General features: G+C 35.5%; 10 protein-coding genes. 9 read left to right on the top strand and 1 reads right to left on the bottom strand.

What is annotated here, in order from left to right; all coding sequences use genetic code 11:
* Window position 1 precedes the first annotated feature (1 nt).
* The 3 genes from ACFPM4_RS03530 (at window position 2) to uxaC (ending at window position 3,549) form a co-directional block, all read left to right on the top strand.
* Window positions 2-847: an SDR family oxidoreductase gene (locus ACFPM4_RS03530; protein WP_382347757.1), complete on the top strand. Its 846-nt coding sequence runs from the start codon at window positions 2-4 to the stop codon at window positions 845-847.
* 56 nt (window positions 848-903) lie between these two features.
* Window positions 904-2,058: a Gfo/Idh/MocA family protein gene (locus ACFPM4_RS03525; RefSeq protein WP_144920233.1), complete on the top strand. Its 1,155-nt coding sequence runs from the start codon at window positions 904-906 to the stop codon at window positions 2,056-2,058.
* An 81-nt stretch (window positions 2,059-2,139) separates the two neighbouring features.
* Window positions 2,140-3,549, top strand: coding sequence for a glucuronate isomerase (uxaC, locus tag ACFPM4_RS03520; protein WP_382347754.1), 1,410 nt, complete (start codon window positions 2,140-2,142; stop codon window positions 3,547-3,549).
* 658 nt (window positions 3,550-4,207) lie between these two features.
* Here uxaC and ACFPM4_RS03515 read toward each other — a convergent pair.
* Entirely contained in the window at window positions 4,208-5,920 is a 1,713-nt protein-coding gene (locus ACFPM4_RS03515) for an Rqc2 family fibronectin-binding protein (protein ID WP_382347751.1), read from the bottom strand.
* Between the two features lie 156 nt (window positions 5,921-6,076).
* On the opposite strand from ACFPM4_RS03515, the gene ACFPM4_RS03510 reads away from it, so the two are divergent.
* From ACFPM4_RS03510 to priA, 6 genes are all read left to right on the top strand, one after another.
* Window positions 6,077-8,740, top strand: a complete 2,664-nt coding sequence (locus ACFPM4_RS03510) for a cation-translocating P-type ATPase (RefSeq protein WP_382347748.1) — start codon at window positions 6,077-6,079, stop codon at window positions 8,738-8,740.
* Window positions 8,741-8,892: 152 nt separating this feature from the next.
* Entirely contained in the window at window positions 8,893-9,153 is a 261-nt protein-coding gene (gene remA / locus ACFPM4_RS03505; protein ID WP_144920225.1) for an extracellular matrix/biofilm regulator RemA, read from the top strand.
* A 12-nt stretch (window positions 9,154-9,165) separates the two neighbouring features.
* Window positions 9,166-9,780: a guanylate kinase gene (gene gmk / locus ACFPM4_RS03500; RefSeq protein ID WP_382347744.1), complete on the top strand. Its 615-nt coding sequence runs from the start codon at window positions 9,166-9,168 to the stop codon at window positions 9,778-9,780.
* A gap of 2 nt (window positions 9,781-9,782) precedes the next feature.
* Window positions 9,783-9,992, top strand: a complete 210-nt coding sequence (gene rpoZ / locus ACFPM4_RS03495) for a DNA-directed RNA polymerase subunit omega (RefSeq protein WP_144920221.1) — start codon at window positions 9,783-9,785, stop codon at window positions 9,990-9,992.
* Window positions 9,993-10,110: 118 nt separating this feature from the next.
* On the top strand, window positions 10,111-11,319 hold the full coding sequence (gene coaBC, locus ACFPM4_RS03490) for a bifunctional phosphopantothenoylcysteine decarboxylase/phosphopantothenate--cysteine ligase CoaBC (RefSeq protein ID WP_382347740.1): 1,209 nt from the start codon (window positions 10,111-10,113) through the stop codon (window positions 11,317-11,319).
* Window positions 11,316-13,721 (top strand): primosomal protein N', encoded by a 2,406-nt coding sequence (gene priA, locus ACFPM4_RS03485; RefSeq protein WP_382347737.1) that lies wholly within the window; start codon window positions 11,316-11,318, stop codon window positions 13,719-13,721. The genes coaBC and priA overlap by 4 nt, the downstream gene beginning before the upstream one ends.
* Window positions 13,722-13,732: the final 11 nt, after the last annotated feature.

Raw genomic sequence — 13,732 nt, 5'->3', positions numbered from 1 at the left:
AATGTTACCTTTAAATGAAAGTTTAAGAGGCAAGGTTGCAGTAATTACAGGTGGTGGCGGAATTTTATGTGGGATGATGGCACGAGAATTAGGTCGCCAAGGAATGAAGGTTGCTGTATTAAATAGAACATATGAAAAAGCAGTAAAAGTAGCAAATGATATTAAGGAATCAGGTGGAACAGCAATTCCTGTTCAATGTGATGTATTAGATGTGGAGAGTGTGAAAAAGGCAGATCAAATTGTATTTGAACAATTTGGAAAAGTAGATGTGTTAGTAAATGGTGCAGGTGGTAATCACCCTCAAGCAAGTACAACCAACGAAACTCTTAGTCTACCAGATCTAGATAATGAAGAAATTCAATCATTTTTTGATTTAACTGTAACTGGATTTGATTCGGTTTTCCGATTAAATTTTATTGGTACTTTAATACCGACTCAAATTTTTAGTAAAAGGATGCTTGAAAAGAAAGGGACAGTTATTAATATTTCGTCCATGAGTTCTTATAGTCCGATGACAAAGGTACCAGCATATAGTGCAGCCAAATCCTCTATAAATAATTTTACACAATGGTTAGCAGTGCATCTAGGTGACACTGGAATTCGCGTAAATGCTATTGCTCCTGGATTCTTTTTAACGGAACAAAATCGTTCATTGCTAACAAATCCAGATGGTTCACCTACACCAAGAATGGAAAAAATCTTATCACAAACTCCCATGAAGAGACTTGGGAAACCTGAAGACTTGCTAGGAACATTACTATGGTTAGTAGATGAAAATGCTAGTGGGTTTGTAACAGGAATTATAGTTCCTGTTGATGGAGGTTTTATGTCTTACTCAGGTGTTTAACATACCTTTTACAAAGGATAATCGGGTAAAACCAATTTTTAAGGAGTGTTAATTATATGGTGAGAGTTGCAATTATTGGTACTGGTGCGATAAGTGGATCACATATAAATGGATATTTAGAATTTCCGGATAGATGTGAAATAGTAGCTTTATGTGATATTTTTCCTGAAAAAGCTAAACAAACAGCAGAACGGCTTGGTTTAAAGATTCCTATTTACAATGACTATAAAACGTTATTGCAACAAGTAGATGTGGATTTAGTTTCTATTTGTACACCGCCTTATACGCATGCACCGATTGCAATAGACTCTTTAAAGGCTGGGAAACATGTAATTGTTGAAAAACCAATGGCATCCTCATTAGATGAATGCGATGCCATGATTGAAGCTGCAAATGAAAACAATAAACTGTTATCCGTTGTTGCTCAAAATCGTTTTACTAATCCGATGATGAAAGTGAAACATGTTCTCGATACACAATTAATTGGCCCAATTGTTCATGCACAAGTCGATTCATACTGGTGGAGAGGACATAGCTATTACGATTTATGGTGGCGTGGAACATGGGAGAAAGAAGGTGGTGGTTGTACTTTAAACCACGCTGTACATCATATTGATATATTCCAATGGATGAATGGCATGCCTTCAGAAATAACAGCAGTGATGAGTAATACATCCCATGACAACGCGGAAGTTGAGGATATTTCAATAGCGATTGCAAAATATGATAATGGAAGTCTAGCCCAAATTACAAGTTCAGTTGTTCATCATGGAGAAGAACAACAATTAATTTTCCAAGGTAGAGATGCACGTGTTTCGGTACCTTGGCGACACACAGCGTCAAAATCAAAAGAAAATGGATTTCCACAACCGAATCCTGAGTTAGATGAAAAATTAGAACGAGTATATTCACAATTGAAAGATTTACGATATGAAGGACACACTGGTCAAATTGATAATGTATTATCAGCGATTGAAGGTAATGGAGAATTACTAATTGATGGAATTCAAGGTAGGAAAACATTAGAATTAATTTCTGCTATCTATGAATCTGCTAGTTTATCCAAAACAGTTAAATTACCACTCACAAGAAGTAATCTATTTTACACAAGAGAAGGAATATTGAAAAACGCAACATACTTTTATGAAAAACAAACTGCAGTAGATAATTTTAATAATAATGAAATAACAGTTAGTGGTGAAGAAAGGTAATCATCAGTTATTGTTATTTCCCTCATAAATACTAGGAGATATTATTCAATTAGATAATATAAAAAACGAGAGGTGAAGGTGTTGAAAGAATTTTTAGGAGAGGATTTCCTACTGGAAACAGAGACAGCTAAAACACTTTATCATCAATTTGCTAAGCATATGCCAATCTTTGATTACCATTGCCATCTCACTGCCAAAGAAATTGCAGAAGATAGACAATTCTCTTCTATTACGGAACTATGGTTAGGTGAAGACCACTATAAATGGCGTGTATTAAGAGCGAATGGAGTTCCAGAAGACTATATTACCGGTAGCAAATCAGATAAAGAAAAATTCATGAAGTGGGCAGAAACAGTACCACAACTTATTGGTAACCCTCTACATCATTGGACACATCTAGAATTACAACGTTGCTTCGGTATAGATACTGTACTAACTCCGGCTACTGCAGAAGAAATATGGAGCAAGTGTAATGAAAAGATCCAATCGGGCTCCTTTTCAGCTCGTCAAATTATTAAGAATTTCGATGTGAGAGCAATTTGTACGACAGATGATCCAATAGATTCACTCGAATACCATAAGCAGTTAGCAGAGGATACAACTTTTCCTGTTAAGGTATTACCTACATTCCGACCTGATGGTGCTTTAAATATATCTGCACCTACTTTTACGGAGTGGTTGGAAAAACTAACAAATTTATATGGCAAACCAATATCATCTTTTTCAGATTTTCTAGATGCATTAGTAGATCGCATTCATTATTTCCATGAAGTTGGTTGTCGTTTATCGGATCATGGATTGGATTCAGCTTTTTATTTACCGCCTGATGAATCGAAGTGTGAAGAGATTTTTCAAAAGGCAACAGCGGGAAAATCACTTACTAATAAAGAGATTACTCTATTTCGCTCAACTGTGTTAATTCACTTAGGGAAGGAATACGCAAAGAAAGGCTGGGCGATGCAATTTCATATTGGTGGATTGCGTAATACGAATACGAAGATGATTGAAAAGCTTGGACCAAATACTGGATATGATTCAATTGCTGATTTCACATTTGCGGAAGATCTTTCTAATCTACTAAATGAATTGGAGAAAGTAGATCTACTGCCAAAAACCATTTTATATAATTTAAATCCACGGGATAATTATATGCTGGCAACACTTGCGGGTAATTTTCAAGGAGAAGTCCCTGGAAAAATCCAATTTGGAACAGCTTGGTGGTTTAATGATCAAAGAGATGGAATGGAAGCGCAAATTAAAACACTAGCAAATGTGGGGGTATTATCTAGATTTATCGGAATGCTAACAGACTCAAGAAGTTTATTATCGTATACACGACACGAATACTTCCGAAGAATTATTTGTAATATTTTTGGTAAATGGGTGGAGAATGGTGAATATCCAAATGATATAGAAACCCTTGGCAAAATGATACAAGATATTTCGTTTAATAACATCGAAAAATACATGGATGTAGAATTGTTAAAATAATAAGGATATGACAAAAGATTTTAACCTGATGTAATCTGTACATTGTTAATGCAATTATACCGCTACGGAAATACACTACGCTTTCCGCGGGCGAGTGTCGAGCCTCCTCGGGCAATGCCCTCCGGGGTCTCGCCGATCTCGTACTTCACGCAGTCAACCATGTATCCAAAAATACACCACAGGGAATGGAAATGTGCTAGGTAGGTCTATACGATGCATGTATAAGTTAGATTTAACTTTTTGGCTCTGTTAAAGTTCATTGTTGTTAACAACTTAGTTGATTGTAGCGGATGTACACGAGACTCCTGCGGGAACAGCACGAGCCGAAAATCCACTTGGCAAAGCGGTTTTATTTGCCAAGTTAGCTGAGGCCGTGCCCGCGGAAAGCGAGTGTACAGAAGCGAAAATCAACAACAGAGTTTAACAGAGCTAACTTTTTAAAGCTTTATTTCCATGGTAGGAGTCTTCGTGTATTTCCTCCGCTGGTAAAGTTCAATTGCTTCTTTGGTATATACAATACACCATTAGTTTTTTTACTTCTATATTGAATATCGTTGTCGTCTACTCCTCGGAAGAACGAGTTTCCGAATCCCTGTTTTAAAAAAAATCGAACTTTTTAGGGTCATTCAATCTTTCTAATCCCTTTTTCAACTCACATTTATATGGATCTCATCTTTTTAACAGTGTCTTCATCCGGTGTAACATAAACAGTTTGTTGATTATCATATATAACAAAACCAGGCTTCGCTCCATTTGGTTTTTTTACATAGCGTATTTTAGTGAAATCTACAGGTACGGAGGAGGAAGTTTTTGCTTTACTATAATATGCTGCCAGTATAGCTGCTTCCTTTATTGTCTGTTCCGAAGGCTCTTTACTACGGATGACAACATGAGAACCAGGAATATCCTTTGTATGTAACCAAATGTCATCTCGGGCAGCTAATTTATTCGTTAAGTATTCGTTTTGCTTATTGTTTTTGCCAACGATGATTTCCGTTCCATCGCTAGCTACATATTTATCAAGGATTGGTTTTGCATTCGATTTCTTTTTATTTGCCTTTTTCTGTTTGCTACGTAAATAACCTTCTTCGGCTAGTTCTTCACGAATTTCCTCAATATCCTTCGTAGACGCAGATTCTACTTGTTGCATTAATGATTCAAAATATTGTATTTCAGCTTCTGCTTTTTCAATTTGTTCTTTTACAATTTCGACCGCGTTTTTAGCTTTTTGATATTTTGAAAAGTATCTTTGTGCATTCTCTGCAGGAGTTTTACGAGGCTCAAGTGGTATTACAATTTGCTCACCAGCCTCATCATAATAATTGACTACACTAATTTCCTTCATACCTTTTTTAATAAGGTGCATATTTGCCGTTAATAATTCACCTAGCAATTGATAGTAGTCAGCCTTTTCGGCATCTTTTAATGTTGCTTTTAATTTTTTAATTTTTGTTACGTTTTTTTCCGTTTCGTTTTTAATAAATCGCTCTAAATCTGTAGCTTGCTGTTTGACACGATCACGATCAGCTTTTCCAAAATAGAAACGATCCAACAATTGACTTAATGAAGAGAAGTGTTTTTCTTCTCCTTTTAAATATGCGATTGGAAAAACATAATATTGTTCCGTTTTATTTGTAGCTGTAATAGTTGGAAGATAATCATGTTTCTTAAAACGATCCATAAATTGAATAAAGGCTTGTGGTAATGTTTCTCGATTGGCTAGTCCAGCATGGAAGATAATTTCCTTCGCAAGTATTGGTGACATTCCCGCAAATTGATCCACTAGTTGTTTATCAAGCTTTCCACTATTAAAATCAATCTTTTTTAATACATCGAATTCAGTAGCAGCTAACGGATTATCCTTGTTTTGTGCAGGTGGCAATATATATTTTGCCCCAGGCAGAGTAGTTCGGTAACTATTAACAGCACTTGAAATATGTTTAATACTATCAATAATTGTATTTTTCTCTTTATCAACAAGAATGATGTTGCTATGTCTGCCCATAATTTCAATAATCAACTGTTTATAAGCGATATCACCTAATTCATCTCTTCCTTTTATATCAAAGATAATAATACGATCCATTTCTACTTGAGTTATATTCTCAATAATTGCACCTTCCAAGTGTTTTCTTAAAATCATACAAAACATAGGAGGTTCATTTGGATTTTCAAATGTATCTTCCGTTAATTGAATTCTAGCGTAACTTGGATGTGCAGAGAGAAGAAGCCGGTGATTTTTTCTGTCCGAACGAATCGTAAAGACTATTTCATTTTTAAATGGTTGATAAATTTTTCCGATTCTTCCGCTTTGGAGTAAATCAGATAATTCATGCACCATTGCACGTGTAAAAAAACCATCAAATGGCATGATAAACATCCTCTTCTCTAAAATTTCATTTTTTACTATTACCTTTGCTGAAAATTATATCATGATTTCGTCTGTCACTGAATAAGTATCCTACTATATAGGACAACTTCTATCAGGAGACGGAAAGCGAGTGATGGCCGCGTGCTTTATCATGGAATGAAGGAAAAAGAAGTAGAAAAATCTTTAAATACAAGTATCGAACAAGGTTTAACAACAAAAGAAGTAGAACTTCGGAGGAATAAATTTGGCTGGAATGAATTATCGGAAGGAGAAAAGCAATCAGCTATACTATTATTTTTCAGTCAATTTAAAGACTTTATGGTTCTAGTTCTACTTGGTGCAACGTTAATTTCTGGACTTCTAGGAGAATACATTGATGCCATTGCTATTATGGCGATAGTTTTAATAAATGGAATTTTAGGGTTTATACAAGAACGAAAAGCAGAAAAATCACTAGATGCATTGAAAAATTTATCTGCACCTCAAGTAAATGTGTTGCGCAATGGAACTTGGATTAAAATAAATTCACGAGAAGTAGTTCCGGGTGATGTTATTAAATTTTCTAGTGGGGACAGACTAGGTGCGGATATAAGACTAATACAGGTCAATAATTTGGAAATTGAAGAGTCTGCCTTAACAGGAGAATCTATACCCGCTGTTAAAAATACAAATATCATACATGAGAAATCGCCAAACCTCGGTGATATGAACAATATGGGTTTCATGGGTACGATGGTTACAAGAGGTAATGGAGTTGGAATTGTAACTGGTATCGGAATGAGTACTGCGATGGGGAAAATTGCAGATATGATTCAATCTGCTACCGCAATGATTACTCCTTTACAAAGAAGGTTACAGCAATTAGGCAAAATATTAATAACAGTTGCCTTATTATTAACACTCCTTGTCGTTGTCGTTGGTATTATACATGGTCATGATGCTTATACCATGTTTTTAGCAGGTGTTTCACTAGCAGTAGCTGCAATTCCTGAAGGATTACCTGCAATTGTGACTGTTGCTCTATCACTTGGAGTCCAACGAATGATTAAGAAGAACGCAATTGTCCGAAAACTCCCGGCAGTTGAAACCCTTGGTTGTGCATCTGTTATTTGTTCAGATAAAACAGGTACGATGACTCAAAACAAAATGACTGTAACACATTTGTGGAGTGGAGGAAAAACTTGGTTTGTAAAAGCAGAAGAAGATCCGGATGGGAAACTCTTTTTCGATAGGGAATTACCAGTTGATCCAAACGAAGAAAAATCAGTTCAACAGCTATTAACATTCGGTGTATTGTGCAACCATACGGAACTAGTATTTAAAGGAGATAGCTATTCGATTGATGGTGATCCGACTGAAGGTGCTTTGCTTTTTGCAGCATTAAAAGCAGGAATACAACGAAATACATTGTTAGAGCAATTTGAAATAGAAAAAGAATATCCATTTGATTCTACTAGAAAAATGATGTCTGTTATTGTAAAGGATGCAAATGGTAAAAGATTTGCAATCACAAAAGGTGCCCCAGATGTGCTAGTGGAAAAATGTGAATCTATCTTGTGGGATGGCAAACAAAGATTAATGAATAAGGACTTAAATACAAGTGTAATGAATGCAGTAAATGATCTAGCTGCACAAGCATTGAGGACGATTGCTATCGCAATGAAACCAATACATTCTGGTGTTCTGCCAGAAAAAGAAAGTGACGTAGAAAAAGATTTAACTTTTATTGGTTTACAAGGGATGATTGATCCTCCTCGTCCAGAGGTTAAAGCTGCAGTTGAGGAATGTAAAATAGCTGGTATTAAAACGGTGATGATTACTGGTGACCATAAAGCAACTGCATGTGCAATTGCTGAGCAATTAGGAATTCTGGATAATCGTGAGCAAGTAATGGATGGTCAAAGACTGAATGAGTTAACAGTTGAAGAGCTTGAAAACGAAGTAGAAAACATATCTGTATTTGCAAGGGTTACACCTGAGCATAAATTAAAAATTGTAAAAGCCTTACAAAATAGAGGACATGTTGTTGCAATGACTGGTGATGGAATTAACGATGCGCCAGCAATTAAAACTGCTGATATTGGTATTGCTATGGGTATCACTGGTACAGATGTTGCTAAAGAGGCATCCTCACTTGTGTTATTAGATGATAATTTTGCTACGATAAAGGCAGCTATTAAAGAAGGACGTAATATTTACGAGAACATCCGTAAGTTTATTCGTTACCTATTAGCTTCTAATGTAGGTGAAATACTTGTCATGCTCTTTGCGATGCTCCTATCTCTACCTTTACCGTTAGTTCCAATCCAAATATTGTGGGTGAACCTTGTTACAGACGGACTTCCAGCAATGGCGTTAGGTCTTGACCAACCAGAAGAAAATGTGATGAGACGCAAGCCAAGGCATATTAAAGAAGGTGTCTTTGCACGAGGACTTGGATGGAAGATTGTTTCGAGAGGTTTTCTAATTGGGATTTCAACGTTAATTGCTTTCATGGTAGTTTACTATAAGGATCCGAACAATTTAGAATACGCACAAACAATCGCATTTGCAACGCTCGTTCTAGCACAACTTATTCATGTATTTGATTGTAGAAGTGAAATATCTGTATTCTCTCGAAATCCATTCGGAAATAAATATCTTGTTTGGGCAGTTATATCCTCTGCAGCATTAATGGTAGCAGTTATTTATGTTCCATTCTTACAACCGGTCTTCCATACACTGCCAATTGCTCTTAATGACTGGTTACTCATTGTTGGAATGAGTGCTTTACCAACATTTTTATTAGCTGGATCATTTATTTTAAGAAAAAAACAGTAAAATATGTTATAATGCAAAAGGTAATAGATGATTATATCTCTATTACCTTTTCGTTATGGTATAATCTACATACATTAAAAATTTCAAGATAAAATATATACATATATGTATACTTATTGAAAAAATTACCGATAGATGACTGGAGGAGCAGTATGCCGATTAAGCTCTTAAACATTGGGTTTGGAAATATCGTATCAGCTAATCGAATTATTTCGATTGTCAGGCCAGAATCGGCCCCAATCAAGCGAATTATTCAAGATGCTCGCGATCGAGCAACATTAATTGATGCCACATATGGTAGGAGAACTAGAGCAGTTATCATTATGGATAGCGAACATGTTATTCTATCTGCTGTACAACCAGAGACAGTTGCTCAGCGCTTATTTGGGAAGGATGACAATGATGAAGGGTAGGAAATTAGTACAATGAATGAAAAAGGATTGCTGATTGTTCTTTCAGGTCCGTCAGGGGTCGGTAAGGGAACTGTAAGACAAGCTGTATTTTCAAGACCAGATGCTAAATTTGAATATTCAATATCCATAACAACTAGGAAGCCACGTGAAGGTGAAAAAGATGGAGTGGATTATTTCTTTAAAACTCGTGAAGAATTCGAACAGTTAATTAAAGATGATAAATTACTGGAATATGCAGAATATGTAGGAAATTATTATGGTACACCTGTAGACTACGTCCAGGAAACATTAAATGCTGGGAAAGATGTATTTTTAGAAATCGAAGTACAAGGTGCTAAACAAGTCCGAGAGAAATTTCCAGATGGTTTATTTATTTTTCTCATGCCTCCTAGCTTAGGTGAATTACAAAATCGTATTGTTGGCAGAGGTACTGAATCGGAAGATCTGATTAGCAATCGAATGGAAGCTGCTAGGAAAGAAATTGAATTAATGAGTATGTATGACTATATTGTTGAAAATGATGATGTTGAACTGGCTGTCGATCGAATAAATGCAATCGTATTGGCTGAACACCATCGTAGTGAAAGATGTGTATCTAAGTATATTAAATTGTTGGAGGTTAAATAATTATGTTGTATCCTTCTATAGATAAGTTACTGAATGTTATTGACTCTAAATATTCCCTTGTGACAGTTTCTTCACGTAGAGCTCGTCAATTCCAAGATGATAAAAATCCGATATTAGAAAAATATCAGTCCCATAAATATGTTGGAAAAGCATTAGAAGAAATATATGCCGGAGTTTTAAAAATAAAAGAATCAGATGAAATAAGTGAATAGTTAACTTTCTTATGACAACCCATACGCATGGGTTGTCTTTTCATTTCTAAATCGTTCATAATAATAAGAAATAATAAAAATATAAACTACTTTACATATAGAGATAGGAGCTTTTTCGATGAAAACGAGAAAAATTTTACTCTGCGTTTCAGGTGGGATTGCAGCTTATAAGGCTGCAGCATTAACAAGTAAGTTAACTCAGGCCGGATATGAAGTAAAGGTAATAATGACGTTATCTGCAACAAAATTCATTTCTCCATTAACATTTCAGGCACTATCAAGAAATGAAGTTTATACTGATACATTTATAGAAAATAATCCGAAAGTAATCGCTCATATAGATGTTGCAGATTGGCCGGATTTAGTTTTAGTGGCGCCAGCAACAGCAAATACTATTGGAAAACTTGCCAATGGTATTGCGGATGATATGCTTACGACCACATTACTAGCTACAACTGCACCGATTTGGATTGCTCCAGCAATGAATGTACATATGTACAGTAATTCTGCAGTACAACAAAACATGAAAACGTTGGCAGAATATGGGTATCGTTTTATTGAGCCTGGAGAGGGTTATTTAGCTTGCGGCTATGTTGGAAAAGGGAGACTCGAAGAACCAGAAACAATTGTTCAACTAGTTCAATCGCATTTTTCAATGGATCCTGCTCCACTTACTCAAAAGAGAATATTAATAACTGCTGGTCCAACGAAAGAAAAAATTGATCCCGTTCGATATATGACAAATCATTCTAGTGGTAAAATGGGTTATGCATTAGCGGAGGAAGCAGCTAAAATGGGAGCAGAAGTTATTCTCATTTCTGGTACTGACAGTTTAGAAACTCCTATTGGTGTAGCATTAGTTAAAGTTGAAAGTGCAGAAGAAATGTATAATGAAGTAATGCGCTTTTTCCCTGATGTCGACATTGTAATAAAAAGTGCAGCAGTTGCTGATTATCGCCCTATATCTTTTTCAGAAAAGAAGTTGAAGAAAAAAGAAGGTAATTTAGTAATTGAGCTGGAAAGAACAAAAGACATTTTATCTGAATTGGGTGTTAGCAAAAAACAGCAATTTCTAGTTGGTTTTGCAGCCGAAACAAATAACATTGAACATTACGCAATGGATAAATTACAACGGAAAAATGCTGATATGATAGTTGCAAATGATATTACAGCACAAGGTGCAGGTTTTAAAAGCGATACAAATATTGTGACGATTTTTCATAAAGATAAAACAAAGAAGCAATTACCATTATTAAGTAAAAGAGATACTGCCAGAGAAATTTTACAGGAAATTGTACTGAAAATGGGGGATGAGAAGCAGAAATGAATATTGCAACTGTGATTGTCGATGTACCAGCACTCGGTACAGATAAGGAGTTTGATTATCTTATCCCAGATAAGTGGATGGGCATAATTGAACCTGGAATGAGAGTTGCGGTTCCTTTTGGTCCACGAACGATTCAAGGATTTGTAATAGCGATAAAACAGAACAGCAGTGTTAGAAAGCTTAAGGAAATAAGTGAACCACTTGATATTACTCCTGTTTTGAATAAAGAATTATTAGAACTAGGATATTGGCTAGCTCATGAAACACTTTCTTTTAAAATCTTAACCTATCAGGCGATGTTACCCGCGGCAATGAAAGCAAAATATGAAAAGAAAATTGTTAGATTGAATAGGGAGCATCATCCATTACTTGATGAAATCTTTGCGGATCAAGAAGAACTTGATTGGAGCGATGTAGAACGTCAAGGAATTCATCGTGACATACACAATGAAATAAAAAATGGAAATATAGAAGTAATCTATCAAATAAAAAATCGAGCTAGTAAGAAAAAAGTGAAAACATATCATTTAGTAATGGAGATACATGATATTGAGAAGTTAAAGGAATCATTACGGGCAAATGCCGTGCAGCAAAAGACCGTTTTAGATTATGTAATGAATCATCCTACTGATAAATATATTGGAACCGAGCTAATTAAAAATACCAATGTGTCCTATGCAACATTAACTTCATTAGTAAATAAAGGTGTGTTTACGGAAAGTAATGAGGAAGTCTATCGAGATCCATTTGAACATAAAACATTTATTCCCTCTGATCCGTTGCCACTTACTAGTCAACAAACAGAAGCAATTAAGCCAATATTAAATACAATAGAGTCAAACAACCACGAAACATTTTTATTATACGGAGTTACTGGTAGTGGAAAAACAGAAATTTACTTACAATCTATTCAAAAGGTATTAGAAGAAGGAAAAGAGGCAATCGTCCTTGTACCAGAGATAGCTTTAACTCCTCAAATGGTGGACCGTTTTAAGAGTCGTTTCGGGAAAGATGTAGCTGTATTACATAGTGGTCTTTCCGTTGGGGAGAAATATGATGAATGGCGAAAGGTGCTACGAAAGGAAGCGAAAGTAGTTGTCGGAGCTAGGTCAGCTGTTTTCGCTCCTTTTGAAAACTTAGGAATCATCATTATTGATGAGGAACATGAAACAAGCTATAAACAAGAAGAAATGCCAAGGTATCATGCAAGAGATGTTGCAATTCAACGAGCAAAATATCACAAATGTCCAGTAATCTTGGGCAGTGCTACTCCTGCTCTCGAATCATTTGCTAGAGCACAAAAAGGTGTCTATACTCTATTAACATTATCTAAACGAATGAATGATAGAAACCTTCCTTCTGTTTCGATTGTTGATATGAGAGAAGAAATGCGTAATGGAAATAGATCTATGTTTTCTCGAGAATTATTTGAAAAACTACAAGATAGATTAGAGAAAAAACAGCAAACAATTCTATTTCTTAATAGAAGAGGACATTCATCGTTTATGATGTGTCGCGATTGCGGCTTCGTCATGCAATGTCCTAATTGCGACATATCCCTAACATACCATCAATTTTCAAATGAAATGAAATGTCACTATTGTGGTTTTGTAACGAGTGTTCCGAATATTTGTCCTGAATGTACAAGTGAACATATTCGTTATTTTGGTACAGGTACTCAAAAAGTAGAGGAAGAATTACATAAAATATTACCTGATGCTAGGGTTGTGAGAATGGATGTTGACACTACCTCGAGGAAAGGTGCTCATGAGCAATTACTTGACCACTTTAAATCGGGGAATGCAGACATATTACTCGGAACACAAATGATTGCAAAAGGATTAGACTTTCCGAATGTTACACTTGTAGGTGTATTAAGTGCTGATACGATGTTGCATTTACCGGACTTCAGAGCTGGGGAAAAAACATTTCAATTACTCACCCAAGTAAGTGGACGTGCTGGTAGACATGAATTACCTGGTGAAGTCGTTATTCAAACTTATTCCCCTGAACATTACAGTGTAGAACTTGCCGGTAAACAAAATTATGATCAATTCTATAAGCAAGAAATGATAATGAGAAAAATTGGTTCCTATTCACCGTTTTACTATTTGTCTTTAATTACTGTAAGTCATGAAGATTTAATGAAAGCAGTGTCAGTTACGGAGAAAATCACAAAATATATTGGTTCTAGATTATCCGGAAATGCTATCATATTAGGACCCGTAGCGTCTCCAATGTCACGTGTGAATAATAGATATCGTTATCAATGTTTGATAAAATACAAAAAGGAACCAGAATTAAAAAATATATTAAAAACGGTTATTGAGCATTATTATCCACAAACTGTAAAAGAAGGTTTGATGATTCATATTGATGTCAATCCTTATATGATGATGTAAAGTAAAGAAAA

It is taken from the genome of Lederbergia graminis (assembly GCF_042655485.1).
GTDB classification, from domain to species: domain Bacteria; phylum Bacillota; class Bacilli; order Bacillales; family Bacillaceae_C; genus Lederbergia; species Lederbergia graminis.
Note: the sequence above shows the minus strand (reverse complement) of the source record. Positions and strands in the feature narration are given on the sequence as shown.

Excerpts from the sequence above, each read along its gene's own strand:
- remA (WP_144920225.1), top strand. The coding sequence starts at position 8,893 with ATGCCGATTAAGCTCTTAAACATTGGGTTTGGAAATATCGTATCAGCT.
- ACFPM4_RS03525 (WP_144920233.1), top strand. The coding sequence starts at position 904 with ATGGTGAGAGTTGCAATTATTGGTACTGGTGCGATAAGTGGATCACAT.
- ACFPM4_RS03510 (WP_382347748.1), top strand. The coding sequence starts at position 6,077 with ATGAAGGAAAAAGAAGTAGAAAAATCTTTAAATACAAGTATCGAACAA.
- rpoZ (WP_144920221.1), top strand. The coding sequence starts at position 9,783 with ATGTTGTATCCTTCTATAGATAAGTTACTGAATGTTATTGACTCTAAA.
- ACFPM4_RS03515 (WP_382347751.1), bottom strand. The coding sequence starts at position 5,920 with ATGCCATTTGATGGTTTTTTTACACGTGCAATGGTGCATGAATTATCT.
- ACFPM4_RS03530 (WP_382347757.1), top strand. The coding sequence starts at position 2 with ATGTTACCTTTAAATGAAAGTTTAAGAGGCAAGGTTGCAGTAATTACA.
- priA (WP_382347737.1), top strand. The coding sequence starts at position 11,316 with ATGAATATTGCAACTGTGATTGTCGATGTACCAGCACTCGGTACAGAT.
- gmk (WP_382347744.1), top strand. The coding sequence starts at position 9,166 with ATGAATGAAAAAGGATTGCTGATTGTTCTTTCAGGTCCGTCAGGGGTC.
- coaBC (WP_382347740.1), top strand. The coding sequence starts at position 10,111 with ATGAAAACGAGAAAAATTTTACTCTGCGTTTCAGGTGGGATTGCAGCT.